This is a genomic window from Cupriavidus oxalaticus (assembly GCF_016894385.1).
GTDB classification, from domain to species: Bacteria; Pseudomonadota; Gammaproteobacteria; order Burkholderiales; family Burkholderiaceae; genus Cupriavidus; species Cupriavidus oxalaticus.
The window spans coordinates 862,881-886,516 of the sequence record NZ_CP069811.1; the positions used below are offsets into that span (position 1 = coordinate 862,881).

The following is a 23,636-nucleotide window of genomic DNA, read 5'->3' on the forward strand; positions in this document are numbered from 1 at the left end:
GAAACGATAGTGGAACGGCCCGGGGTTGAAAGCCGGCCGCGGGCGAACGCAGCGTCCGGGAATCCCGAACGCCGGAGATGGCCGTCGAAACGCCCCGCTCAGGAAGGATCGAACGCCGTGATCCGCGGAAACTCCGCAGCCAGGAAATCGACCAGCGACCGCACCGCCGGCAGCAGCCCGGTCCGGTACGGAATCAGCGCCGAGATGCGCGCGTCCGCGGCGATCCAGCCCGGCAGCACCTGCCGCAGCACGCCGGCCTGCAATTCCTCCCGGCAGATATAGCCGGGCAATGCCGCCACGCCGATATTGGCGCAGGCCGCTTCCTTCAGCGACATCATGCTGTTGCTCTGGAAGCGCGGCTCGACCGGCAGCGTGACGACGCGGTCGCCGGGGCCTTGCAGCTGCCACTGCAGCGGCCCCTTGCGCACCATCGAGATGATCGTGTGCGATGCCAGCTGCTCGGGCTGCTCCAGCGGCGGCATCCGTTCCAGGTAGCCCGCGCCCGCGAACAGGCACCAGGGCGCCCGCGCCAGCGGCCGCTGCACCAGGTTGGAATCCTGCAGCGGGCCGGTATGCCCGCGAATCGCAAGGTCGAAGCCTTCGCCGACGATGTCGACGAGCCGGTCGGTGGCGACTTCCACGAAACCGACCTTGGGATGCCTGCCCAGGAACGCCGGCAGGATATTGCGCAGCGCGAACTGCGCGACCTCCACCGCGACCGTGACGCGGATGATCCCGCTCGGCTCCGCCATGCGCTGGCGCATCGCCTGCTCGGCGACCTCGGCGCTCTGCAGCAGGGAGACCGCGTACTGGTAGAACTCGGCGCCCACGTCGGTCACGCCGAACTGGCGCGAAGTGCGATTGATCAGCCTCACGCCGAGCGATGCCTCCAGCTCCTTGACCCTGTGACTCAGCGTCGACTTGGGCAGCCGCAGGCTGTCGCCGGCGGCCGTGAAGCCGCCGCGATCGACCACGTGCACGAAGTAATAGACATCTTTCAGGTCGAGCATCGGCTTGGCTGGGAGGGTGTCTGCGTTCGCTCGCATGGTACTGCCTGGGTTCGCGCTTTGCCATGGTGCGGCGCCACTGGGTGCCGCCGTGGCGCGATCGTTCGGCGGCCTTGGACATTGCGTACAAGCGCGGGGGCCTGCTCAACCGGGTGGGAGCAACTAAGCTGCGTTCCACGATACGAGGAGACACGAACATGGATGTTGCAGGTGTAGTCGATGCGCTGATCCGCGGGCGCCAGACCAAGCGCGGCTTTCTCGACCGCGCGGTGCCGCTCGATACCGTGCGCGAGATCCTTTCCGTGGCGCGCTACGCGCCGAGTTCCAGCAATACGCAGCCGTGGCGCTGCCACATCGTCGTCGGCGACGCGCGCGAGCGGCTCGTCGACGCCGCGGTGGATGCGTACCGGGCCGACCCCGGGAACCTGGAGCCGGAATACCCGTTCTTCCCCAAGCCGCTGCACGAACCCTATTCGGCGCGCTTCGACACGTTCCGCGGCCAGCTCGGCGATGCGCAGGGCGTGCCGCGCAACGACAAGGCCGGGCGCCGGCGCGACGTCGAGCGCCAGTTCCGCTTCTTCGATGCGCCGGTCGGCCTGATCTTTACCATGGACCGACGCCTCGAGCGCGCCAGTTTCATCTGCTACGGCTGCTTCCTGCAGAACATCATGCTGGCCGCCCGCGCCCGGGGGCTGGACACGTGCCCGCAGCAGATCTGGTCGCTGCAGTACGCGGTGCTGCGCGAACACCTTGCCATTCCGGACAGCGAGCTGGTGGTGGCGGGCATGTCGCTCGGCTATGCCGACGACAGCCTGCCGGAGAACCGGATGCAGCTGCGCAAGCTGGAGCTGGAAGAGTTCGTTTCGGTCGTCGGCGCATGAGTGCCGCCGGCAGCGGTACCGTGCCGCATTGCTATTCGCATGGTTCAACTTCAAGTGGGAGAGACAGATGTCGATGATCAAAGGATTTCATCACCTGACCGCGGGGGTCAGCGGCGCGCAGGAAGACGTGGATTTCTACGTCAGCCTGCTGGGGCAGAGCCTCGTCAAGAAAACCGTGCTGCTTGACGGCGAGGACCCGATCTACCACCTCTACTACGGCAACGCCGGCGGAGACCCCGGCACGCTGGTGACGTCGTTCCCGTTCCGGCAGAAGGGCGTCAAGGCACGCCCCGGCTCGGGCCAGGTGCGCGTGATCAACTACTCCGTGCCGCGCGGCGCGCTGGAGTTCTGGCGCGAACGCTTCGCGGCCAGGAGCGTGGCTTACGAACCGGACATGACTGAACGCTTCGGCGAACGCCGCCAGCGCTTCTGTCACCCCTGCGGCATCGAGTTCGACCTGGTGGAAACCGATCACGACGCGCGCCCGCCATGCACATCCGCCGGAATTCCGGCCGACGTGGCCATCCGCGGCGTGCACAGCATCACGCTGTCGCTGCGCGAAGTGGCGGAATCGATCCTGTTCATGACCGAGGCGCTGGAATTCCGCCATGTCGGCACGTCCGGCCCCTACCATCGCTTCGAGACCCACACCGGCGGCCCGGGCATGGTGGTGGAGTTCCTGCATGAGCCCGAGCGCCTGCAGGGATCGTCCATCTATGGCGAGGGCACGATCCACCATGTCGCGTTTGCCGTCGACAGCGTGGCGCAGCAGATGGTGCTGAAGGACCGCTTCATGGCCATGGGCTATATCGACATCTCCGAGTCGGTCAACCGCAACTACTTCCGCTCCATGTATTTCAAGATGCCCGGCGGCGTGATCTTCGAAGCGGCGACGACCGACATCGGCTTCGCGATCGACGAGGAGCCCGGTCACTTCGGCGAGGAGTTCCAGCTGCCGCCCTGGCTGCGCGAGCGCAAGGACGAACTGCTCGGCCGGCTCGAGCCGATCGCCGTCTGACGCCCTTTTACTTCCACCAACCCAGAATGACGATGTCCAAACCTAAGGTCCTGATCGCCTTTTATTCCCGCAACCGCAACACGGAGCTGCTGGCCAGGGCCGTCGCCGAGGGCGCCATGGAGCTTGGCGCCGAAGTGCGGCTGCGCCGCGCCCGTGAAGTCGTCGGCCCGGAAGTCATGCGCCAGGCGCCGGGCTGGCTCGAGAACGCCGCCGCGATGAATGCGCGCTACGAAGCGCCGACGCCCGCGGACGCCGAATGGGCCGATGCCATCGTGTTCGGCACGCCGACGCGCTTCGGCTCGATCGCCACCGAGCTGAAGGCCTATATCGATGGCCTCGGCGGCCTGTGGTTCCAGGGCAAGCTGAACGGCAAGGTCGGCTCCGTGTTCGGCTCGGCCTCTTCGAAACATGGCGGCAACGAATCGACGCTGCTGTCGATCTACACGCCGATGGCGCACCTGGGGCTGATCATCGTGCCGCTTGGCTATGCCGATGCGGTGATGTTCAAGGCCGGCACGCCCTACGGTGCGACCCACGTGTCGAACCGCGACGCCGACCTGCCGGATGACGATCACCTGGCGGTCGCCCGCTTCCAGGGCCGCAGGGTGACCAGTGTCGCACGCGCGCTCCATGCCGAGCGCGAGGCGGCCGCGGTGCCGGCCTGAGTCGGTCCCAGTGGCATGAACTGGCGCCGGCGCCGCCGGCCCACTACGCTTTGTTGCAGGCGGCGCCGCGCCGCGAACGGTGCCACCCCGGGGCACCGCAACTTCAATCTCAATCCAGCAGGAGATACCATGACGCAACGCATCAACTACATCAAGCAATCCCCCGAGCTGTTCAAGAAGTACCTGGAATTCAGCACGCTGCTCGACAACAGCGCGATCGAGGCGTCGATCCGCGACCTGGTCGAGATCCGTGCCTCGCAGCTCAACGGCTGCGGCTTCTGCCTCGACATGCACATCAAGCAGGCCCGCATTCACGGCGAGCGCGAGCTGCGCCTGCACCATGTCGCGATCTGGCGCGAATCGACGCTGTTCCAGCCGCGCGAACGCGCAGCGCTGGCATGGACCGAGGTGCTGACCAACCTGCCGCCGCACGGGGTGCCCGACGACATCTATGAGCGCGTGCGCGCACACCTTTCCGAGAAGGAACTGTCCGACCTGACCTTCCTGGTCATGTCCATCAACGGCTGGAACCGCGTGAACGTGGCCTTCCGTACCGTGCCGGGATCATCCGACAAAGCCTACGGCCTCGACAAGGCCAACCTGGAATAGCCATCATGAAACGCGCCAGACAATACGGCATCGCCGCGCTGGTGCTCAGCGGACTGCTGGCCCTGCAGCCGGCGGTGGCGGCACCCCCGGAAGCCAAGGTCACGCTGCTGACGACGGAGCCCTTGCCGCAATACCCGGGCAAGGAGGTGCAGATCATCATGGTGGAATATCCGCCCGGCGGTGCCGATCCGATACATCGCCACGATGCGCATGGATTCATCTATGTGCTGGAAGGGACCATCGTGATGGGCGTCAGGGGCGGCAAGGAAGTCACGCTGACCCCCGGCCAGACCTGGCACGAAGGCCCTGACGATATCCACTCGGTGGGACGCAACGCCAGCAACACCCAGCCGGCGAAGTTCCTGGTGATGCTGCTGAAGAACAAGGGGGCGCCGATCCTGACGCCGGTGAAGTAGGGCGTCTATGCCGAGAGTACGAGGGGGCTATGAAGCCCCTTCGTGCAGCGCGCGATGGCATCAGCTGCCGCACGCGTGGATCAGGAACTCCCGCAGCGCATCGGCCGGCTTGCCCAGCTTGCGCCCCGGCTGCCACAGCATCCCGACCTCCATGTCCGGCACCGCGTTGGCGATGGGCCGGGCTTCGATCTGCTTGCCTTCCAGCGACCACGGACGGTACACCATGTCGGACAGCACGGTGACGCCGAAGCCGTGCGCGACCAGCCCGCGCAGTGCCTCCATCGACCCGGTGCGGAAGGCGATATTGGGCGCGAGCCGCAGGCTGCGCCAGTAGCGCATGGTCGATTCCTCGGCCTCGTCGACCGTGATCAGGATGTACGGGTAGGCCGCGATGTCGCGCAGCGACGGCCGCTCGACCTCCAGCAGCGGATGGCTGGCCGAGGTCCACAGCTGGCGGCGCGAGCGCATCAGCGTGTGGCGCTTGAAGCGCTGGGGCCGCTCCAGGTTGGACAGCAGCGCGATGCCCAGTTCGATCTCGCCCGCCAGCACGGCGCGCTCGATGTCCGGGCGGTCCATGTCGAGCAGGTCCAGCTCGATATCCGGGTAGTTGGTGCGGAAGCGCGCCAGCAGGCCCGGCAGGAAGTAGCCGAGCACGGTATAGGAGGCGGCCAGGCGCACGCTGCCTTGCAGGCCGTGCACCTGGAAGCGTGGCTCGCGCAGCGCATCCTCGACCGAATCGAGGATCTGGCGCGCATGCTGGTAGAACAGGTGGCCTTCCGCCGTCAGCGTCACGCCGTGCGGGCGCCGCTCGAACAGCCGCACGGCCAGCCGCTGCTCGAGCGCCAGCACGGCGTTGGTCACCGCTGACTGCGACACGTGCTCGGCGGTGGCCGCCATCGAGAACTGCCCGGTTTCCGCCGCCGCGACAAAGTAGCGGAACTGCCGCAATGTGATTTCCTTGGCAAGTCTCTCCGAGTTCTCGCGCGCCTTGGCCATGAATGTCTCCGGGGGTATCCGTTTTGCAGATATCAGGTGTTGGAATTCTTGATTTTACGATAACCAGCGGCCTTCCTACACTGCTCCGGACACCAGAATAGGCACGGAGACATCGTGAACGCACCGCTACCCCACACCCTGCTCGACACCCTGGCCAGCGCCAGCCTGGACGACAAGTACACCCTGGACAAAGGCCGCGTCTACATGAGCGGCGTCCAGGCGCTGGTCCGGCTGCCGATGCTGCAGAAGGCGCGCGACCGCGCCGCCGGCCTGAACACGGCCGGCTTTATCTCCGGCTACCGCGGCTCGCCGCTGGGCGGCGTCGACCAGGCGCTGTGGAAGGCCAAGAAACACCTGGCGGACAACGACGTTGTGTTCCAGCCCGGCGTCAACGAAGACCTTGCCGCCACCGCGGTGTGGGGGTCGCAGCAGGTCAACCTGTTCCCCAACGCCTCGCGCGATGGCGTGTTCTCGATGTGGTATGGCAAGGGCCCGGGCGTGGACCGGTCCATCGACGTGCTCAAGCACGCCAATTCGGCCGGCTCGTCGCGCCATGGCGGCGTGCTGCTGCTGGCCGGCGACGACCATGCCGCCAAGTCCTCCACCGTCGCGCACCAGTCCGAGCACGTGCTGCAGGCCGCCGGCATCCCGGTGCTGTATCCGGCCAACGTGCAGGAATATCTCGACTACGGCCTGCACGGCTGGGCCATGAGCCGCTATTCCGGCCTGTGGGTGTCGATGAAGTGCGTCACCGACGTGGTCGAGTCGACCGCCTCGGTCGAGATCGACCCCGACCGCGTGCAGGTGGTGCTGCCGCAAGACTTTGCCATGCCGGCCGGCGGCCTCAATATCCGCTGGCCCGATACCCCGCTGGAACAGGAAGCGCGCCTGCTCGACCACAAGTGGTATGCGGCGCTGGCCTATGTCCGCGCCAACCGCCTGAACCGCGTGGTGCTCGATTCGCCCAACGCGCGCTTCGGCATCATGACCGCCGGCAAGGCTTACCTGGACGTGCGCCAGGCGCTGGCCGACCTCGGCCTCGACGACGAGACCTGCGCCCGCATCGGCATCCGCGTCTACAAGGTGGGCTGCGTGTGGCCGCTTGAAGCGCATGGCGCGCGTGAATTCGCCACCGGCCTGGAAGAGATCCTGGTGGTGGAAGAGAAGCGCCAGATCCTGGAATACGCGCTCAAGGAAGAGCTGTACAACTGGCGCGAGGACGTGCGGCCCAAGGTGTTCGGCAAGTTCGACCAGCGCGGCAACGACGGCGGCGAATGGTCGGTGCCGCGCGGCAACTGGCTGCTGCCGGCGCACTACGAGCTGTCGCCGGCGCTGATCGCCAAGGCCATCGCCCGGCGGCTGGAGCGCTTCGACCTGCCGGAAGCCGTGCGCGCCCGCATCGCCGCGCGCGTCGCCGTGATCGAGGCCAAGGAGCGCGAGGCCGCGCAGCCGCGCATCTCGGCCGAGCGCAAGCCCTGGTTCTGCTCGGGCTGCCCGCACAACACCTCCACGCGCGTGCCGGAAGGCTCGCGCGCGCTGGCCGGCATCGGCTGCCACTACATGACGTTGTGGATGGACCGCAATACCGACACCTTCAGCCAGATGGGCGGCGAAGGGGTGGCGTGGACCGGCCAGATGCATTTCACCGGCGACAAGCACGTGTTCGCCAACCTGGGCGACGGCACGTACTTCCACTCGGGGCTGCTGGCGATCCGCGCCTCGATCGCGGCCAAGGCCAACATTACCTACAAGATCCTGTTCAACGACGCGGTGGCGATGACCGGCGGCCAGCCCATCGACGGCGTGCTGACGGTGCCGCAGATCGCCCACCAGGTGCTGGCCGAGGGCGCGAAGAAGCTGGTCGTCGTCACCGACGAGCCGCAGAAGTACGGCGACGGCGGCATGCTGCCGTCCGGCGTGACGGTGTTCCATCGCGACCAGCTCGATGCCGTGCAGCTGGAGCTGCGCGACACCGAGGGCGTCACCATCCTGATCTACGACCAGACCTGCGCCACCGAGAAGCGCCGCCGCCGCAAGCGCGGCACGTATCCCGATCCGGCCAAACGCGCCTTTATCAACGACGCGGTGTGCGAAGGCTGCGGCGACTGCTCGGCCAAGTCCAACTGCCTGTCGGTGGAACCGCTGGAGACCGAGCTGGGCACCAAGCGCCGCATCAACCAGTCGTCGTGCAACAAGGATTTCTCCTGCGTCAACGGCTTCTGCCCCAGCTTTGTCACCGCCGAGGGCGCGCAGGTGCGCAAGCCGGCGGCGGCGGGCGGCAAGGGCGCCGGCGCCGATTTCGAGGCGCTGCCGATGCCTGCGCTGCCGGCACTGGAACGGCCGTACGGCGTGCTGGTGACGGGCGTGGGCGGCACCGGCGTGGTGACCATCGGCGGCCTGCTCGGCATGGCCGCGCACCTGGAACGCAAGGGCGTCACCGTGCTCGACATGGCGGGCCTGGCGCAGAAGGGCGGAGCGGTGATCAGCCACGTGCAGATCGCCCCGGCGCCGCACGACCTGCATGCCACGCGTATCGCCACCGGCGACGCGCGGCTGGTGATCGGCGGCGACGCCATCGTCTCGGCCTCGGCCGAGGTGCTGTCCAAGACCCGGCACGGCGTGACCGCTGCGGTGGTCAACAGCGCCAACACCCCGACCGCCGAGTTCATCAAGAACCCGAAGTGGAGATTCCCCGGCGCCAGCGCCGAGCAGGACCTGCGCAACAGCGTGGGCGAGGCCAGCGCCTTTATCGATGCCAGCGCCTGGGCCGTCACGCTGCTGGCGGATGCCATCTACTCCAACCCGCTGCTGCTCGGCTTTGCCTGGCAGAAGGGCTGGATCCCGCTGCAGCATGCCAGCCTGCTGCGCGCGATCGAGCTCAATGGCGTGTCGGTCGACAAGAACCGGCAGGCGTTCGAATGGGGCCGGTATCTCGCGCACCACGGCGAGGCCGCGGTCAAGGCGCTGCTGCCGGATGCGCCGGCGCAGACGGCCCACGTGGTGGCGTTGCCGCAGACGCTCGACACGCTGATCCGCAAGCGCGAGGCGATGCTGACGGACTACCAGAACGCCGCGTACGCGCAGCGCTACCGTGAAGCCGTCGAGCGCATCCGCGCCGCCGAGCAGAAGCTGGGCGCCGACCGCAAGCTGCCGCTGACCGAAGCGGTGGCGCGCAACCTGGCCAAGCTGATGGCGTACAAGGACGAGTACGAGGTGGCGCGCCTGTACGCCGATCCGGCGTTCCTCGACAAGCTGCGCGCGCAGTTCGAAGGCGAGCCCGGCCGCGACTACCAGCTCAATTTCTGGCTGGCCCCGCCCACGCTGGGGAATGCGGGCAAGACTGACAGCAAGGGCCATCCGGTGAAGCGCCGCTTCGGCCCGCGCACCCTGACAGCCTTCCGCCTGCTGGCCCGCCTGAAGGGCCTGCGCGGCACCGCGTTCGATGTGTTCGGCAAGACCGCGGAGCGCCGCGCCGAGCGCGCGCTGGTGGCCGACTACCTGGCCATGGTCGACGAGTTCGCCGCCTCGCTGGGCGCCGACAAGCTCGACACCGCGCTGGCGCTGGCCGCATTGCCCGACGACATCCGCGGCTACGGCCATGTCAAGGAAGCCGGCATGCAGGCTGCGGCCGAGCGCCGCGAAGCCCTGCTGGCGCAGTATCGCGGGACGGCACGCCGAGCCGCGGCCTGAGCCTGGCGGGCGTGCAACCCCGGGGAAGCCCGGCTGGCCGGACCTGGCATGGTCCGGCCACAATCGGCTATCCTCCCGGCTGCACCCGGAGACTCCCTTGACGCAAGACCCAGCCTTCCACCGCAAGACCGCCACCGACGACGACCTGACGCTGCGCCGCGAGTCCATCCGCTGGATGGCCGAGTTGCCTGAAGCCGTCCGTCCGGTGGAGCTCGGGCGGGCCTTCCCGCGGATCGTCAACACCATCGCCGCCAGGTGGTTCGATGCGGTCGGGTGCCGGGATTACCTGAACGGCCTGCAGTTCGACGACCGCGGCGGCCGTCAGGGCTTTTCGTTCGCGATCGTGCAGGAGATCGCCGCGCTGCGCGAGCATTTCGATGCGGTGTATCCGCCGGGCCATGATGTCTGGCTGAAGGCCTTCGACGCCGGCCAGCGCTGACCCGGCGCAAGCCGGGAAACCGCGGCGCCATAAATCAAAAACGTGCAGATCAGACCCGGGACCACCCGCGCTATAGTGGTGCGGCCATCCACGGCATGACCGCTCAAGGAGTCCTCCCATGGCCGTCTTCTCCGTTGCCGCCACCGTGCGCCGCACCGCGTGGCTTGCAGTCCCCGCGTCACTGCTTGTCCTGTCCGGCATCGCCAATGCGCAGCTCGGCGACATGCTGAAATCGTCGCCCCTGGGCGGCGGCAGCACCGGCTCTACCCAGGGCGCTGCCGGTGCGCTAAGCGGCCTGGGGCTGTCGCCGTCATCGCTTACGTCCGGCACGGCCGGCAACGCCGCCGGCGTGATCGAGTTCTGCATGAAGAACAACTACCTGAACGCCGATGCCGCCACATCGGCGGTGAAGGACAAGCTGCTCGGCTCGGTGTCCGGCGGGACCCAGGACAGCGGCTACACCGATGGCTCGCGTGGCATCCTGTCCACCAGCGGCGGCAACAAGCTCGACCTGAGCGGCAGCAGCCTGAAGGCTGAAGTCACCAGGCAGGTCTGCGACAAGATCCTGGCACAGGGCAAGTCCATGCTCTGACCAGCCACGCCACGCGCCCGCACCTTCGTTTCCCGACACTGTCATCGCGGCGTGATAGCGTCGCGCGAGGCAAATTCCATATGAAGGGAGCAGGCATGCAAGCGGGCATTGTCGAGGCGGGCTATGGATCGGACCCGGTCGGCCTGGTCAGCGGTTTCCTGTTCGCGCCCGGCGGGGCCGTGCGCGAGATCGATTCGCGGGGCGCGGCGGCGTGGCTGCAGCAGGCGCAGCCGGAGGCCGCGCATGAGCGACCCTTCCGCCCCTTCCTCTGGCTGCATTTCAACCTGTCGCACAGCGCCTGCGAACGCTGGATGAAAGCGCACCTGGGGTTGCCGCACGAGTTCTTCGAAGCGCTGCGCCAGGGCTCGCGCTCGACCCGGATCGAGCGGCAGGACGCCGCCTTGCTGGCCGTGGTCAACGACGTGATCTATAACTTCGGCGTCACGTCGACGGACATTTCGACCATGTGGGCCCACGCCGACCACCGCCTGCTGGTCACGGCCCGGGCGCGGCCGCTGCGCTCGGTGGACCGGCTGCGCGAGGCGGTGCGGCACGACGAGGCGTTCCGCTCGCCGCTGGACCTGATGGTGCACCTGCTGCGCGACCAGGCCGACGTGCTGGTGCAGATCGTGCGTGAGACCGGCGTGACCGTCGACCAGATCGAGGACCAGTTGCTGTCGCAGCGCCTGCACGGCAACCGGGCCGACCTGGGCGCGATGCGGCGCGGGCTGGTGCGGCTGCAACGGCTGCTGGCGCCCGAGCCGGGGGCGCTGTTCCGGCTGCTGAACCGGCCGCCGGCGTGGCTGCAGGAATCCGACCTGCAGGAGCTGCGCGAATCGACCGAAGAGTTCTCGCTGGTGCTCAACGACCTGGCCGCGCTGGTCGAACGCATCAAGCTGCTGCAGGAAGAGATCGCCGCCAAGCTCAACGAGCAGACCAACCGCACGCTGTTCACGCTGACGCTGGTGACCGTGCTGGCGCTGCCGATCAATATCGTCGCCGGCTTCTTCGGCATGAACGTGGGCGGCATCCCGCTGGCCGGGCACCCGCACGGTTTCTGGGTACTGGTGGCGCTGGTGGCCAGCTTCACCGTGCTGGCGGGGCGCTGGGCGTTCCGCAAGCAGGCGGGGTAGCAAGCGCGATCCGCTGCTCGTGCTACCCGGAGCGTGCCTGCCGGCGCAAAGTGTGAGCGCTGGCGGCGAGATAGGCCAGGTTTGCCGCGACAAAGAGCGCCAGCAGCAGCGCCCCTGCGCTCCACGCCAGCGCCGGCACCCACGGCATCAGGCCGGCCAGCAGCGCGCCCTTGGCGGCGCCGGACGCTACCATCGCAATGCGCAGGAAAGCGGCGATGGCAAGCACGGCAAACACCAGCCCGGTGCACCTGCCTTCACGGCCCACGTGCCCGGCATCGAGCGCGGCATTGGCCGCCGCGCCGAACATGATGCCCCACATGCCGCCGGCCAGGCATTGCGCGGCCAGTACCGCCTGCAGCGAGGCGGCCGCAGTGAAGCCGGACAACGCCAGTGTGCCCAGCACCGACGCGGCGAGCAGCAGCACGCAGGCGGGAAAGCGCCGCAGCCATGGCGTCTCGGGCAGCAGCACGCACAGGGCGAAGCCGATCCAGAACGCCGGCATCACCCGCACCAGCTCGGTGCTGGCAACGAAGCGCAGGTAGGCCGGTCCCGAATTGATCGCGGTGTGGACCTGGAAGCCCAGTGCGAGCAGCCAGACCGCCACGAACAGCAGCCACAGGCGGCGCGGGCCGGCGCCGGCAACCGGCTCCGTCCCGCCACGCTGTGGTGCCGGCGGCAATTCCACCCAGCGCAGCGCGACCACGGCCAGCACCAGTGCCGCGCTGGCCGCGGCAAAGGGGATCAGCGGCGAAGCCTCGCGCAGCCGCGCCGTCAGCACCGGGGCCACCGCGCCGGCCAGGCCGATGCCGAGCAGCGACGCCAATACCAGGAACGACGAAGCCGACCCCTGCAGCCGCCGCGCGATGATCACCATGGGCGGCGCGCGCAAGGCCGAAGAGGTGGCCGCCCATAACGCGGTGAGGGCAAGCAGCAGCACCGGCGAGGAAGCCGACGGCAGCAGCACGAACGCCAGCGCGGAAATGACCGACAGCGCCAGGATCCAGCCGCCGAGCCGGCGCATGCCGTTGGCGACACGGTCGGCGGCGATGCCCAGCGCCAGGTCCATGGCGACGAAAATCACCTGGTCCATCACCAGGATCCACGCCACCTGCGCGCGGGGGATGCCTGCCTGCGTGGCCAGCTGCGGCAGGAACGCCACGTAGAGGGTCCACGTGACCGCCAGCAGGAACTGCACGGAGCAAAAGATCAATGCGCGCATGCGGGCTAATGCCGTTCAGATAAGGTATCGAGCACTATTGTCATTCCCGCGGAGGCGGGAATCCAGCGTCTTTTGAAGTCACTGGGTTCCCGCCTCCGCGGGAACGACGGTGGTTAACTGAACAGCATTAGCGCATGCGCATGCGGGCCACCTTGCCCGGTGTTTTTCCCTGGAAGGATAGGGCAGGGATGGCAGGGCGGTGGCCGGCGCGCCTTCAGCCGCCGGGCCTGACCGACCGGATCAGGTTGTTGCGCAACGTCGCGACCGCTTTCTGCAGGCGGGCGAACTCGTCCGGCGCCAGGCCGGTGGCATCGGCCAGGCTGCCTTCGAGGCGCTTTTCGCGCAGGCGCCGGCCGCTGCGGGTCAGGCTGACCCGCACCTGGCGCTCGTCCTCGGGATCGCGCTGCCGCTCGACGTAGCCCATGGCTTCCAGCTTCTTCAGGATCGGCGTCAGCGTGTTCGATTCAAGGAAGAGCTTTTCGCCCAGGCTGCCCACGGTCTGGTTGTCCTCCTCCCACAACGCCACGATGGTGATGTATTGCGTGTAGGTCAGGCCCAGCTGTTCGAGGATGGGCTTGTACGCCTTGCCGAACGCCAGGTTGGCGGAATAGACGGCGAAGCACAGGAAATCGGACAGCTTGGGGTCCGCGGCGGCGGCCTTGTCGGCGGCCTTGTCGGTGGCTTTCATGGGCTGGCTCCCGTGTCTGGATGGCGATGTGCGAAATTATAGGTCGTATGCGATTGCATCGGTGGTGCGATAAACGTTTGCGACCCATGGCCCGCGGTCCGCGCCGTGGTCGGCACGGACCGGGCCGGCGCGCCTGCGTCAGCCGGTGATGACGTTCAGCACCACGTCGATGTTGCCGCGCGTGGCCTTGGAGTACGGGCAGATTTCATCGGCGGCATGCGCCACCGCCGTCGCCACGTCGTGCGGCACGCCGGGCATGCGCACGTTCAGGCGGGCCTGCAGCAGGTACTCGCGGCCGGTCTGGCCCAGGTCCACCTCGATCTCGACGGCAAGGCCGGATGGCAGCGTCAGCTTGTGCGTCTTGGCCGCAAGGCCCACCGCGCTGATGTAGCACGCCGACCACGCAGCCGCGAACAGCCGCTCGGCGGTGGGGTGCGCATCGCTGCCGTCGAAGACGTGCGTGGGGTTGGCTTCGCTGCCGGGCGACGACAGCCGCATGTCGACGGTGCCGTCATGTCCGCGGGGCGTGTTGCCGGCGGCGCTGAGGGTGGTGTAGGTCTTGCCGGTGGCCAGGACTTTGTCGATCTTGCTCATGGTGGGGTTCCTTTGGGTCAGGGTGTCGGTTTTATATCGCATTAGATTAAATCGCATACGATATATATCGGTAAAAAATAAGCAGCGCTTCCGCTGATCTGTCGCAATAGATTAGATCGCATGCGATGGAAATCATGATGGGATACGAAACGACTGAAGTCAAGGAGAATTTCCACGCCACCGTGCAGCTGTGCGGGGCGCGCCTCAGTCTTCCTCGACAAAGAACTCGATCGCTTCCTGGCCGGCGTCGCCGGGCGGCGAGAACGTGATCCAGCCGTGGCCCCGCAGCGTGATCTCGTCACGGCGCAGCATCAGGCTGTCTTCGCCGTCGATGCGCACGTGGGTGCCGTTGGAGCTGCGGTCGATCAGCACGAAGCGGCCGCCGCGCGGCTCGACGGTGGCCTGGAAGCGCGACACCTGCCGGTCCAGGATGACGATGCTCATGGTGCCGTCGCGGCCGATGGTCAGCGGCGCCGAGGTGGCGTCCATCTCGAACAGGGTGTCGCGGTAGCGCAGCGACAGGAACAGCGAGCGGCGCACGGCGACGTCCATCGGGGCGACCAGGGTCAGCTCGGTGTTCTGTTGCCAGATCCCCTCGTACAACTCCACCAGCTGGTGCTTGCCGCGCACCTGGATCGGATACAGCGCGCGCGTCATCTGCCGCAGCGGTGCCGACAGCTGCTCGACAGCATGCTTGCTGGTGATGATCTGCCCGCGCGAGGCCAGCTTGACCAGCCGCGCGGCCAGGTTGACGGTGTCGCCGAACACGTCGCCGCCTTCGTCCGACAGGATCGGGCCATGGTGGAAGCCGATATGGATCGACAGGGCAATGCCGGCGATCGGCGCCAGCCCCGCCACGCCTTCCTGCATGTCGAATGCGGCCTGCATCGCATGGTCGGCAGCGGGGAACAGCACCATGATCTCGTCGCCGATGGTCTTGACCACGCGCCCCTGCGCCAGCGCGGCGCGCGTCTTCATCAGCGCCAGGCACTGGCGGATGGCGGCGAGTGCTGCCGCGTCGCCGGCCTTGTCGTAGAGCCGCGTGCTGTCGCAGATGTCCGCGAACATCACGGCGCCGTCGCATTGGTCGGCTGGCGAACCTGGATCCTTTTGCATCACCGGCGATGTTGTCAGTTTTCCGGGCGGGCCGCGCCGGGCTACTTCAGGCGGCGCGCCACGTCTGCATGATAGGAATTCCACTGCCGGATTGCTGCCCCGCACGCGCTCGCCGGCGGTGCGCGAAGCCTCAGGTGTGGCGTGGCGCCGACTAGAATGAATCAGCCTCTTTTTTGTCCCTGCAACCGTGAGGAAGATGCCATGGCGGAAATCGAGAAAGACAAGGTCGTCGGGGTGCTGAACCAGATACTGGAAGCCGAACTCGCCGGGGTTGTGCGCTATACGCACTATTCCTTCCTGGTGTTCGGTTTCGGCCGCATCCCGGTGGTGTCGTGGCTGCGCGAGCAGGCCAACGAATCGCTGCTGCATGCGCAGCAGGCCGGGGAGTGGATCACCACCCTGGGCGCGTATCCCTCGCTCGGCATCGCCGCGCTGCTGGACAGCCACACCACCGACATCGGCACCATCCTGCGCGAATCGCTGGCGACCGAGCGGCAGGCGCTGGACCTGTACCGCCAGCTGCTGGGCCTGGTCGAGGGCCGCTCGGTGGCGCTGGAAGAATATGCGCGCGAGTCGATCCAGCTGGAGGAACTGCATGCCGGCGAGGTCGAGAAGATGCTGCGCAAGCCTGGACAAACTTAGGTCGGGGCGAATCCGTACCGAGGGCGCGCATGTGGCCCGGGTGACGGAAAGGTTGCCCGAGCCCTCTGGCTCGCCTAGACTGGATTGCGGCCGGCGCTGAGCGCAAGGCTGGCGTACCGATGTGAACCTTTGCGGCTTGCACCGCAGGGAGACGATCGATGTTGCCCACGCCCATTTCCGAGAAAGCGCTATCCCGCGGGTTGCTTGACGTCCTGATCCGCGCCGGGCTGATCGCCGTCCTGGCGATTTTCTGCTTCCAGATCTTCCATCCGTTCGTCGACCTGCTGCTGTGGGCGGTGATCCTGGCGGTCACCATGTACCCGCTGCAGGTCAGGCTGCGCGCGCGCCTGGGTGGCCATGACGGGCGCGTCGCCACGCTGATCGTGGTGCTGGTCCTCGCCATCATCCTGGTGCCGACCTACCTGCTGGGCGAGGCCCTGGTCGGATCGGTGGAGAACGCCATCGCCATGGTCAGGGACGACCGCGTGCATATCCCGATGCCCGCGGAGTCGGTCGCCGCGTGGCCGCTCGTCGGGCAGCAACTCTACGATTTCTGGCTGCAGGCGGCCACCGACATGACTGCGGTGATGGAAAAGCTGATGCCGCAGCTCAAGGGTTTCAGCCTGGCGCTGCTGGGCAAGCTGGCCGGCGTCGGCGTGGCCCTGCTGGTCCTGCTGTTCGCGCTGATCATCGCCGGCATCATCATGGCCTACGGCGAGGAAGGGACGCGCAGCGCCAGGCAGATCGCCTCGCGCGTGTTCGGGCCGGAACGCGGCCCGCGGCTGGCCATGCTGTGCACCGCCACCATCCGCGCGGTGGCGCAGGGCGTGGTGGGGATCGCCTTCATCCAGATGCTGCTGATCGGCGTCGCCTTCGTGGTCAAGGGCATTCCCGGCGCCGGCCTGCTGGCGCTGGCGGTGCTGCTGCTCGGCATCATGCAGCTGCCGGCGACGCTGATCACCATCCCGATAATCATCTTTGTCTTTGCCACCGAGGGTGCCAGCGTGGCGAGCGTGGTATTTGCCGTCTACACCTTTGTCGCGGGACTGGCCGACAACGTGCTCAAGCCGCTGATGCTCGGCCGTGGCGTGGATGTGCCGATGCCGGTGGTGCTGATCGGCGCGCTGGGCGGGATGGTCACAGGCGGCGTCATCGGGCTGTTTATCGGCCCCGTGATGCTGGCCGTGGCCTACCGGCTGTTCTGGCAGTGGGTCGAGGACCAGCCGCCTGCGCAGCCGCAGCCTGCCCAGCCGGTGCCCGAATCCATCGAGCAGAGCGCGGAATAGGGCGCGAAACAGAGCGAGCCGGCCCGCCCGATGCGCGCCCGCAACCGGCCGAACGGAATGCTGCTGGCCGGCGCGTTGTGCCTGGGCGCGTGCGCGCGGGTGGGGCCGGATTTCCAGCCGCAGCGCGAGGCGTGGACGCCGTCCTGGGACAGTCCGGCGCTGCAGCGCGCCACCGAGCAGCGCCCGGCGCCCGACCTGCGGCAGTGGTGGCAGGTATTCGGCGACCCCACGCTGGAGCGACTGATCGCCGAGGCCGATGCCAACAATGCCGGCCTGCGCATCGCCGGCCTGCGCGTGATGGAGGCGCGCGCGCAGCTCGGCATCGCCCAGAGCGGCCGCTACCCGCAGCTGCAGCAGGTGAGCACCGACGCGCTTTATACCTCCAGCCGCCAGGCCGGCGGGCGCAATCCGCAGAACAGCCGCTTCTGGCAGTTCAGCGCGGGTTTCGACATCGGCTGGGAGCTGGACTTCTGGGGGCGCTTCAGCCGCGCCATCGAATCGGCCGATGCCGCGTATTTTGCCGCGCGTGCCAACCACGAGGATGTGCTGGTGCTGCTGCGCGCCCAGATGGCCGAGACCTACTTCGCGCTGCGCACCGCCGAGGCGCGGCTGCGCATCGCCCGCGACAATGCCCGGCTGCAGCAGCGCAGCTATGAAATCACCGAGCGCCTGTTCCGCAGCGGCGAGACCGACGAGCTCGACCTGCAGCAAGCCAAGACGCAGTACCTGGGCACGCTCAGCAGCATCCCCGAGTTCGAGGGCCAGATCCTGCGCACGCGCAATGCGCTGGCGGTACTGGCGGGCCATCCGCCCGGCGCGCTGCCGGAGCTGCCCGACCTCGCGCAGCGGGAAGGGGCGCTTCCGCTGATCGACCGCGCCGTGGTGCAGGACGTGCCGGCCAGCCTGCTGCTGCGCCGTCCGGATGTGCGCGCCGCCGAGCTGCAGATCGCGGCGCAGTCGGCGCTGATCGGCGTGGCCGAGGCCGATCTCTACCCGTCGCTGTCGCTGCTGGGCAGCATCGTCTGGTCCGCCGCCACGCTGGCCGGCACGCCCAACACGCTGGCGCTGGTCGGCGGGCCCAGCCTGCGCTGGAACGTATTCGACTATGGCCGCATCCGCAACAACGTGCGGGTGCAGGATGCGCGTTTGCAGCAGCTGATCGTGGCCTACCAGGACGCGGTGCGGCAGGCCGCGCGCGAAGCGGACGATGCCGCCAGCGGCCTGCTCAAGTCGCTGGAGCGCGAACAGATCCTGCGCGAAGGCACCGTCGCCGCCAACCGCTCGCTGTCGCTGGCCAACTCGCTCTACCGCGAGGGCTATTCAGACTTCCAGCGCGTGCTGGACGCGCAGCGCGCGCTGGCGGCCCAGCAGGATGCCTACGTGCTCAACCGCAGCAGCGCCGTGAGCAACCTGATCGCGCTGTACAAAGCGCTGGGCGGCGGCTGGCACAGCGAACTGCCGCTGGTGGACCCGGCGACGCGCCAGCAGATGCAGCAGCGCACCAACTGGGGCGACCTGTTCGACCAAGCCGGGCGGCCGGCGGTGCCTGCCGGCGCCGGCGTTCCTGCGACATCACGGCAGGTATCCAATGTGGAGGACCGATGAGCGACACGCCGCAGCCCGCAGCGGTTCCGCCCCCGCCCGTGCCCTCGCCACCCGCGCCGCCACCCGCGCCGCCACCCGCGCCGGCGCCGGCCGCCGATCCGGCAAGGAAAGGCATCCGCTGGGTCCTCGTGCTGATCGCCGTCAGCCTGGTGTGGTACCTGCTGGCCGACCGGCTCACGCCCTATACCCAGCAGGCGCGCGTGCAGGCCTTCGTGGTGCCGGTGGCATCCGAGGTGGCGGGGCGCGTGACCCGTGTCCATGTGCGCAACAACCAGGACGTGGCGGCTGGCACGGTGCTGTTCGAGGTCGACCCGCAGCACTACCGGATCGCCGCCGACCGCGCGCGCGCCGACCTGGAGTCGACGCGCCGGCAGATCGGCGCCAGCACCGCCGGCATCGAATCGGCGCAGGCGGCGCTGCGCGCGGCGCGCGCCAACGAGGTCAAGGCGCGCCAGGACAGCGAACGCCTGGAGCGCCTGTACCGCGAGGACCAGGGCACCATCTCGCTGCGCCGGCTCGAGATCGCGCGTGCCAGCCTGGAAGCGGCCACCGCGCAGGTTGCCGCAGCCCGCGCCGAGGTCCAGCGTGCGCGCGAGCAGGAGGGCGGCAGCGCCGAAGACAACGCCAAGCTGCGCAGCGCCGCGGCCGCGCTGGAAAAGGCCGAGCTGGACCTGGCCAATACCAGCGTGCGTGCGCGCTCGGCCGGGCTGGTCACCGACCTGCGCACCGAGACCGGCCAGTTTGCTGCCGCGGGCAATCCGGTCATGACGCTGATCACCATCCACGACGTGTGGATCAACGCGGAGATGACCGAGAACAACCTTGGCCACGTGGTGCCCGGTACGCCGGTGGCGATCGTGCTGGATTCGCTGCCGGGGCGGATTTTCACCGGGCGCGTGCGCAGCGTCGGCTACGGCGTCAGCATCGGCGGCCCCCCCACGCCGGCCGGCAGCCTGCCGACGGTGCAGAACAGCCGCGACTGGCTGCGCCCCGCCCAGCGTTTCCCGGTCACGGTGGAGATCGATCCAGGGCAGCTCACGTCGCTGCGCGGCGTACGCGTGGGCGGGCAGGCCGAGGTGATGGCGTTCCCGACGGAGGGCAACCCGCTCAATCCGCTCGGCCGCGCCTTCCTGTACCTGATGAGCTGGCTGTCGTATGTCTACTGACGGGCCCGCGCCGACACCGCCGCCGCCGCCACCTTCGCCCCGCGCACGGCGCGCGCTGCGCCTGGCCAGCGGCACCGCGTTGTGCCTGGCGGCCAGCTTCGGGCTGGGCCTGCCGATTCCGATGCTCGCCCCCGTGCTAGCCATATTCCTGCTGGCCAGCATGAATCGTCCGCTTTCCTTCAAGGCCGGCGTGGGCCTGGCGCTGGTGACGATGCTGACCACCGGCAGCGGCCTGCTGCTGATTCCCTTGCTGCGCCACTACCCGGCGAGCGGCGTGCTGCTGACCGGCCTGTGCCTGTTCCTGGCCTTCCGCTATGGCTTGCGCGGCGGCAACAACCTGGTGTCGACCTTCCTGGTGGTCGGCCTGACCATGATCTCGTCGGCCGGCACCTTTGATTTCGGGCTGGCCGTCACCGTCATCGCTGCGCTGGTCAAGGGGCTGCTGCTGGCGGTGCTGGCGCTGGCGCTCGGGCACTGGCTCTTTCCCGAGCCCGCGGGGACGCCACCGGCGCCGGCGGCCAGCGCGCTGCCGGACGACCGGGCGGCTTGGGTGGCGCTGCGCGCGGCGCTGGTGGTGATGCCCGCCTTCCTGCTCACGATGACCGATCCCACCGTCTACATGCCGATCATCATGAAGGCGGTCAGCCTGGGCCGGCAAAGTTGCACCACCTCCGCACGCAACGCCGGGCGCGAACTGCTGGGCTCGACCCTGCTCGGCGGCCTGCTGGCGATCGCGTTCTGGGGCGCGCTCAGCCTGTTCGTGCACCTGTGGATGTATTTCCTGTGGATGCTGCTGTTCGCGCTGCTGGTGGCGCGCAAGCTCTACGGGCTCAGCCCCACGCGCCTGGCGCCCGGCTTCTGGCTCAATACGCTGGTGACGCTGGTCATCCTGCTGGGGCAGTCGGTGCAGGACAGCGCGGCCGGCAAGGATGTCTATACCGCCTTTATCGTGCGCATGGGGCTGTTTATCGGCGTCACGCTGTACGCGTGGCTGATGATCGAGCTGCTGGACCAGCCGCGTGCGGTGCGCCGGAGGCAGCCACAGTCGTCGCATTAGACGCTTGACATCAATCCACCCAGGGGTTGGCCAAAACGATCCCGGTCCCTTCGAAGTCCTTTCCGTTGCGCGTGGCGAGCGTGGCGCCGTGATGTCTGCAAATGGCAGCAATCTGCGCATCTGCCATGCTGATCGGGCGACCATCGCGCTCCCACTGGGAAACTAGCGCGGCATAGTGCACGGCGGCGCTCTCGTCGAACGGAAGCACCCGCTCGGCAAACTCCTCGTCGAGCATCTTCAGTGCGGCATCCCGCAGCCCGGTCTTGCGGCGCCCGTCAGGCAAGCGCGCGATGCCATACAAGAGCTCGGCAACGGTGACGGCCGTGACGACAAGCAATGCTTCTTCCTGCCGGTCCAGCCAATCGATGACGGCAGGCTCCGCCTGGACCCGCATCAGTTCCGACAAGACGTTGGTGTCGAGGACAATCATTCAGGCAAATCCGCGGAGCGCGGCCGCTCGGTGCGGGAGGGCAGTTCTAATCCAGGATCGGCCAGCACTGCAAAGCGTTGGTGCAATCGGCTTCCCATGCCGCCAGCGCCTGCCCGTTTGCTGAGTGCGCGCCGCAAGATCTCGCGGACCTCTTCTTCCATGGAGCGACCGTGTTGCGCGGCTTCAATCCGCAACCGCGCTTTCAACTCGTCATCGAGGTTTCTGATGGTCAGTGTTGCCATAAGCCCTCCTGCTTGCATTGACAGCAATGCTAGCATGATCGGACGTGCTGTTAAGTCACTTCTTACTGAACGAGGTGCGAGAGACCGCTGGTGCAAACCGCGGCACGGTGGCCGCTGGAGCGTCTTACCCCAGCGCCAGCCCGCCATGCGCGAGCAACTGGCGGAACACTGCCAGCTGGGTAGCGCCGGTCTCGGCCAGCCGGTGGCACACGTGGACATGGGCATCCATGTCGCTGTGGCCGCGCAGGGCGTCCTTGCACTCGCGCTCGGAAATCTCCAGGTGGACCCCCGTCAGGATGGCGCGCCCATAGCCGACGCGCGCGGCCACGATCGCGGGCGGGGTGCCGGCCATGCCCGTGTAGACCGCCAGGACCTGCGTATCGGGGCCGGGCTCGCCCCCGAAATCGAACAGGCAGCCGCCGTGGTAGTGGGTGTAAAGCGAGAGCGGCGTCGGCGTCAGGTGATCGGTGGTGCGGATCTCCACGGCGGCGGCGGTGCGCGGCGTGCCGTCGTACAGGCGTCCGCCGGTGAGGTCCGGCAACGAGCCGACCGCCACCGCATCGACAAAGCGCAACTCGCGCTTGCCGCAGATCGCCCCTGAAGTGCCGGCGTGAAAGGCAAGTTCCCGGCAGGCGTAGTAGGCGCCGGCGCAGATGCCGAGGTAGACGCCGCCCCGTTCGACAAAGCTGCGGATGCGCGCGTTGGGTGCGCCGTTGAGCGCCGCGCAGTAGGGCAGGTCGGCGCCGCCGGGCATCACGAACATCACCGCGTCGTCGAACAGCGTGGGGTCGTGGCGGATATCGTCGGCCATGACCGCGCGGATTTCGTAGGCGCCGGCCTGCAGCTGGTGGCCGATGGTGCGCATCAGGCAGGCGGTCCAGTCGGAGGCGCCGGCGTCGACATACGTCAGGATCTGGGGTTTGGACATGCTGGTCGTGGCGATTTGCTCGGGGTGGCGCAGGCAACGCGTGCCCTTGGTTTAATGCCGTTCAGTTAAGGTATCAAGCCCTACCGTCATTCCCGCCTTCGCGGGAACGACTGTGGTTAACTGAACAGCATTAGTGCCCTTGGTTTGCTTTCTACCTTAGTTTGCGCGCTGGCGCAGTACCGGCTTTCCTGGGGATTGCCCGCGCCGCCATGGTTTCACTGACGGCTTCGCGCACGCATTCCGCCAGCAGCGCCGCCGCGCGCGTCTGGCCGGTGCCGGCCTGCGCGATCACCAGCGGCTGGCGCACGGTTTCCTCCAGGATCGGCTTTTCCACCACGCTGGCCGACTGGCCGGAGGCGGGCACCTGCGTGATCAGCAGCGCGCATCCCAGCCCGTTCGCCACCATGCTGCGCGCCAGCTCCAGCGACGTGGCGCGGTAGCGCACCTCCGGCTGCAGGCCGAATTGCCAGAACGGCGCCATCAGGAATTCGCGGCTGTGCGGCAGGTCGATCAGGATCAGCGGCTCGCGCGCCAGCGCCTGCAGCGAGATCGCGGCCTTGCCGCGGGCCAGCTTCGATGCGGCCGGCACCAGCCCGTAGGGCCGCAGTTCGGCCAGTACTTCGCGGCCGATCTCGGCAGGCAGCCCCACGTCGTAGGTCAGGGCCAGTTCGATCTGGCCGCTGTGCAGCCAGTCTTCCAGCTGGGCCAGGTCGCCTTCGACAAAGCGCACCGCCAGCCTGGGATAGCGCTCGCGCGCCAGGCGCAGTACCGCCGGCAGGTAGGCCGGCGCCAGCGTGCGGAATACGCCGATGCGCACCTCGCCGGCGTCGCCTTCGCCACGCTTGTCAATCTCGAATGCCGTCGCCGCGCCCAGGATCTGGCGCGCTTGCGCGAGCTTGCGCGCGCCGAAGCGGGTCAGGGCCAGCTTCGTGCCCGCGTCGCGGGCGAACAGGGCGTCGTCGAACAAGGCTTCCAGCTCCCGGATGGCGACCGAAATGGAAGGCTGCGACACGTTCAGCAGCCGTGCCGCAGCCGTGGTGCTGCCGGTTTCCGCCGTGGCGGCGAAGTAGCGCAGCAGGCGCAGCGAGACGCGCGAGGAGCCCGAGGAGCCCGAGGAGGGGGGCAGCGATGGCATTAAAAAAGCCTATAAGTGCTAATCGAAATCAATATTTTACTTGATAGCCTGCGCTGCGCAGAATCGCTCCACAAGCCCTGGA

24 protein-coding genes are annotated in these 23,636 nt (G+C 68.0%); 14 read left to right on the forward strand and 10 right to left on the reverse strand.

The genetic code is table 11. From position 1 onward, the window contains the following. Nucleotides 1-98: 98 nt before the first annotated feature. The gene (locus tag JTE92_RS03825; RefSeq protein ID WP_063240717.1) at nt 99-1,010 is read right to left on the reverse strand and encodes a LysR substrate-binding domain-containing protein; all 912 of its coding nucleotides are present in this window, start codon (nt 1,008-1,010) and stop codon (nt 99-101) included. A gap of 194 nt (nt 1,011-1,204) precedes the next feature. On the opposite strand from JTE92_RS03825, the gene JTE92_RS03830 reads away from it, so the two are divergent. The 5 genes from JTE92_RS03830 (at nt 1,205) to JTE92_RS03850 (ending at nt 4,596) form a co-directional block, all read left to right on the forward strand. Then, entirely contained in the window at nt 1,205-1,888 is a 684-nt protein-coding gene (locus JTE92_RS03830) for a nitroreductase (protein ID WP_063240718.1), read from the forward strand. 67 nt (nt 1,889-1,955) lie between these two features. After that, complete coding sequence (locus JTE92_RS03835) at nt 1,956-2,906, forward strand: ring-cleaving dioxygenase (protein ID WP_063240719.1); 951 nt, start codon at nt 1,956-1,958, stop codon at nt 2,904-2,906. A 32-nt stretch (nt 2,907-2,938) separates the two neighbouring features. Beyond that, nucleotides 2,939-3,571 (forward strand): NAD(P)H:quinone oxidoreductase, encoded by a 633-nt coding sequence (wrbA, locus tag JTE92_RS03840; RefSeq protein ID WP_063240830.1) that lies wholly within the window; start codon nt 2,939-2,941, stop codon nt 3,569-3,571. Nucleotides 3,572-3,700: 129 nt separating this feature from the next. Continuing rightward, a complete protein-coding gene (locus tag JTE92_RS03845) occupies nt 3,701-4,180 on the forward strand; it encodes a carboxymuconolactone decarboxylase family protein (RefSeq protein ID WP_063240720.1) in 480 nt (159 codons plus the stop codon). Nucleotides 4,181-4,185: 5 nt separating this feature from the next. Then, nucleotides 4,186-4,596 (forward strand): cupin domain-containing protein, encoded by a 411-nt coding sequence (locus tag JTE92_RS03850; RefSeq protein ID WP_063240721.1) that lies wholly within the window; start codon nt 4,186-4,188, stop codon nt 4,594-4,596. Between the two features lie 60 nt (nt 4,597-4,656). Here the strand turns inward: JTE92_RS03850 and JTE92_RS03855 are convergent, their stop codons facing one another. Beyond that, nucleotides 4,657-5,592, reverse strand: coding sequence for a LysR family transcriptional regulator (locus JTE92_RS03855; protein WP_063240722.1), 936 nt, complete (start codon nt 5,590-5,592; stop codon nt 4,657-4,659). Nucleotides 5,593-5,706: 114 nt separating this feature from the next. Between JTE92_RS03855 and JTE92_RS03860 the strand changes: the two genes are divergently transcribed. From JTE92_RS03860 to JTE92_RS03875, 4 genes are all read left to right on the forward strand, one after another. Beyond that, nucleotides 5,707-9,282, forward strand: a complete 3,576-nt coding sequence (locus JTE92_RS03860; RefSeq protein WP_063240723.1) for an indolepyruvate ferredoxin oxidoreductase family protein — start codon at nt 5,707-5,709, stop codon at nt 9,280-9,282. A 97-nt stretch (nt 9,283-9,379) separates the two neighbouring features. After that, entirely contained in the window at nt 9,380-9,721 is a 342-nt protein-coding gene (locus JTE92_RS03865; protein WP_063240724.1) for a hypothetical protein, read from the forward strand. 118 nt (nt 9,722-9,839) lie between these two features. After that, complete coding sequence (locus tag JTE92_RS03870; RefSeq protein WP_084254746.1) at nt 9,840-10,313, forward strand: DUF2501 domain-containing protein; 474 nt, start codon at nt 9,840-9,842, stop codon at nt 10,311-10,313. A gap of 95 nt (nt 10,314-10,408) precedes the next feature. Beyond that, nucleotides 10,409-11,446, forward strand: coding sequence for a transporter (locus JTE92_RS03875; protein ID WP_063240832.1), 1,038 nt, complete (start codon nt 10,409-10,411; stop codon nt 11,444-11,446). A 22-nt stretch (nt 11,447-11,468) separates the two neighbouring features. Here JTE92_RS03875 and JTE92_RS03880 read toward each other — a convergent pair whose 3' ends face one another. The 4 genes from JTE92_RS03880 to JTE92_RS03895 all read right to left on the reverse strand — a co-directional run bounded on the left by JTE92_RS03880 (nt 11,469) and on the right by JTE92_RS03895 (nt 15,063). Then, nucleotides 11,469-12,665: an MFS transporter gene (locus tag JTE92_RS03880; RefSeq protein ID WP_063240725.1), complete on the reverse strand. Its 1,197-nt coding sequence runs from the start codon at nt 12,663-12,665 to the stop codon at nt 11,469-11,471. Between the two features lie 214 nt (nt 12,666-12,879). Continuing rightward, nucleotides 12,880-13,353 carry a MarR family winged helix-turn-helix transcriptional regulator gene (locus tag JTE92_RS03885; protein ID WP_063240726.1) on the reverse strand — a complete coding sequence of 158 codons (474 nt, stop codon included), beginning with the start codon at nt 13,351-13,353 and terminating at the stop codon, nt 12,880-12,882. Between the two features lie 138 nt (nt 13,354-13,491). Then, nucleotides 13,492-13,947: an Ohr family peroxiredoxin gene (locus JTE92_RS03890; protein WP_063240727.1), complete on the reverse strand. Its 456-nt coding sequence runs from the start codon at nt 13,945-13,947 to the stop codon at nt 13,492-13,494. Between the two features lie 204 nt (nt 13,948-14,151). Beyond that, complete coding sequence (locus JTE92_RS03895) at nt 14,152-15,063, reverse strand: adenylate/guanylate cyclase domain-containing protein (protein ID WP_232353465.1); 912 nt, start codon at nt 15,061-15,063, stop codon at nt 14,152-14,154. 201 nt (nt 15,064-15,264) lie between these two features. Here JTE92_RS03895 and JTE92_RS03900 point away from each other — a divergent pair, with 201 nt between their 5' ends. The 5 genes from JTE92_RS03900 (at nt 15,265) to JTE92_RS03920 (ending at nt 20,819) form a co-directional block, all read left to right on the forward strand. Beyond that, nucleotides 15,265-15,705: a ferritin-like domain-containing protein gene (locus JTE92_RS03900; protein ID WP_063240728.1), complete on the forward strand. Its 441-nt coding sequence runs from the start codon at nt 15,265-15,267 to the stop codon at nt 15,703-15,705. A gap of 158 nt (nt 15,706-15,863) precedes the next feature. Then, entirely contained in the window at nt 15,864-16,991 is a 1,128-nt protein-coding gene (locus JTE92_RS03905) for an AI-2E family transporter (protein ID WP_063240729.1), read from the forward strand. A gap of 30 nt (nt 16,992-17,021) precedes the next feature. Further along, nucleotides 17,022-18,596 carry an efflux transporter outer membrane subunit gene (locus JTE92_RS03910; RefSeq protein ID WP_063240730.1) on the forward strand — a complete coding sequence of 525 codons (1,575 nt, stop codon included), beginning with the start codon at nt 17,022-17,024 and terminating at the stop codon, nt 18,594-18,596. Next, a complete protein-coding gene (locus JTE92_RS03915) occupies nt 18,593-19,762 on the forward strand; it encodes an HlyD family secretion protein (RefSeq protein ID WP_063240731.1) in 1,170 nt (389 codons plus the stop codon). The genes JTE92_RS03910 and JTE92_RS03915 overlap by 4 nt, the downstream gene beginning before the upstream one ends. Next, nucleotides 19,752-20,819 (forward strand): DUF2955 domain-containing protein, encoded by a 1,068-nt coding sequence (locus JTE92_RS03920; RefSeq protein WP_063240732.1) that lies wholly within the window; start codon nt 19,752-19,754, stop codon nt 20,817-20,819. Before JTE92_RS03915 ends, JTE92_RS03920 begins: the two co-directional genes overlap by 11 nt. A gap of 10 nt (nt 20,820-20,829) precedes the next feature. Here JTE92_RS03920 and JTE92_RS03925 read toward each other — a convergent pair whose 3' ends face one another. From JTE92_RS03925 to JTE92_RS03940, 4 genes are all read right to left on the reverse strand, one after another. Continuing rightward, nucleotides 20,830-21,249, reverse strand: coding sequence for a type II toxin-antitoxin system VapC family toxin (locus JTE92_RS03925; RefSeq protein ID WP_063240733.1), 420 nt, complete (start codon nt 21,247-21,249; stop codon nt 20,830-20,832). After that, on the reverse strand, nt 21,246-21,491 hold the full coding sequence (locus JTE92_RS03930; protein WP_084254747.1) for a FitA-like ribbon-helix-helix domain-containing protein: 246 nt from the start codon (nt 21,489-21,491) through the stop codon (nt 21,246-21,248). Before JTE92_RS03930 ends, JTE92_RS03925 begins: the two co-directional genes overlap by 4 nt. A gap of 124 nt (nt 21,492-21,615) precedes the next feature. Next, nucleotides 21,616-22,419: a BPL-N domain-containing protein gene (locus JTE92_RS03935; RefSeq protein WP_063240734.1), complete on the reverse strand. Its 804-nt coding sequence runs from the start codon at nt 22,417-22,419 to the stop codon at nt 21,616-21,618. Nucleotides 22,420-22,570: 151 nt separating this feature from the next. Then, nucleotides 22,571-23,554 carry a LysR substrate-binding domain-containing protein gene (locus JTE92_RS03940; protein ID WP_063240735.1) on the reverse strand — a complete coding sequence of 328 codons (984 nt, stop codon included), beginning with the start codon at nt 23,552-23,554 and terminating at the stop codon, nt 22,571-22,573. Between the last annotated feature and the right edge of the window lie 82 nt (nt 23,555-23,636).

Excerpts from the sequence above, each read along its gene's own strand:
- JTE92_RS03825 (WP_063240717.1), bottom strand. The coding sequence starts at position 1,010 with ATGCTCGACCTGAAAGATGTCTATTACTTCGTGCACGTGGTCGATCGC.
- JTE92_RS03830 (WP_063240718.1), top strand. The coding sequence starts at position 1,205 with ATGGATGTTGCAGGTGTAGTCGATGCGCTGATCCGCGGGCGCCAGACC.
- JTE92_RS03835 (WP_063240719.1), top strand. The coding sequence starts at position 1,956 with ATGTCGATGATCAAAGGATTTCATCACCTGACCGCGGGGGTCAGCGGC.
- wrbA (WP_063240830.1), top strand. The coding sequence starts at position 2,939 with ATGTCCAAACCTAAGGTCCTGATCGCCTTTTATTCCCGCAACCGCAAC.
- JTE92_RS03845 (WP_063240720.1), top strand. The coding sequence starts at position 3,701 with ATGACGCAACGCATCAACTACATCAAGCAATCCCCCGAGCTGTTCAAG.
- JTE92_RS03850 (WP_063240721.1), top strand. The coding sequence starts at position 4,186 with ATGAAACGCGCCAGACAATACGGCATCGCCGCGCTGGTGCTCAGCGGA.
- JTE92_RS03855 (WP_063240722.1), bottom strand. The coding sequence starts at position 5,592 with ATGGCCAAGGCGCGCGAGAACTCGGAGAGACTTGCCAAGGAAATCACA.
- JTE92_RS03870 (WP_084254746.1), top strand. The coding sequence starts at position 9,840 with ATGGCCGTCTTCTCCGTTGCCGCCACCGTGCGCCGCACCGCGTGGCTT.
- JTE92_RS03875 (WP_063240832.1), top strand. The coding sequence starts at position 10,409 with ATGCAAGCGGGCATTGTCGAGGCGGGCTATGGATCGGACCCGGTCGGC.
- JTE92_RS03880 (WP_063240725.1), bottom strand. The coding sequence starts at position 12,665 with ATGCGCGCATTGATCTTTTGCTCCGTGCAGTTCCTGCTGGCGGTCACG.
- JTE92_RS03885 (WP_063240726.1), bottom strand. The coding sequence starts at position 13,353 with ATGAAAGCCACCGACAAGGCCGCCGACAAGGCCGCCGCCGCGGACCCC.
- JTE92_RS03890 (WP_063240727.1), bottom strand. The coding sequence starts at position 13,947 with ATGAGCAAGATCGACAAAGTCCTGGCCACCGGCAAGACCTACACCACC.
- JTE92_RS03895 (WP_232353465.1), bottom strand. The coding sequence starts at position 15,063 with ATGCAAAAGGATCCAGGTTCGCCAGCCGACCAATGCGACGGCGCCGTG.
- JTE92_RS03900 (WP_063240728.1), top strand. The coding sequence starts at position 15,265 with ATGGCGGAAATCGAGAAAGACAAGGTCGTCGGGGTGCTGAACCAGATA.
- JTE92_RS03905 (WP_063240729.1), top strand. The coding sequence starts at position 15,864 with ATGTTGCCCACGCCCATTTCCGAGAAAGCGCTATCCCGCGGGTTGCTT.
- JTE92_RS03910 (WP_063240730.1), top strand. The coding sequence starts at position 17,022 with ATGCGCGCCCGCAACCGGCCGAACGGAATGCTGCTGGCCGGCGCGTTG.
- JTE92_RS03915 (WP_063240731.1), top strand. The coding sequence starts at position 18,593 with ATGAGCGACACGCCGCAGCCCGCAGCGGTTCCGCCCCCGCCCGTGCCC.
- JTE92_RS03920 (WP_063240732.1), top strand. The coding sequence starts at position 19,752 with ATGTCTACTGACGGGCCCGCGCCGACACCGCCGCCGCCGCCACCTTCG.
- JTE92_RS03925 (WP_063240733.1), bottom strand. The coding sequence starts at position 21,249 with ATGATTGTCCTCGACACCAACGTCTTGTCGGAACTGATGCGGGTCCAG.
- JTE92_RS03930 (WP_084254747.1), bottom strand. The coding sequence starts at position 21,491 with ATGGCAACACTGACCATCAGAAACCTCGATGACGAGTTGAAAGCGCGG.
- JTE92_RS03935 (WP_063240734.1), bottom strand. The coding sequence starts at position 22,419 with ATGTCCAAACCCCAGATCCTGACGTATGTCGACGCCGGCGCCTCCGAC.
- JTE92_RS03940 (WP_063240735.1), bottom strand. The coding sequence starts at position 23,554 with ATGCCATCGCTGCCCCCCTCCTCGGGCTCCTCGGGCTCCTCGCGCGTC.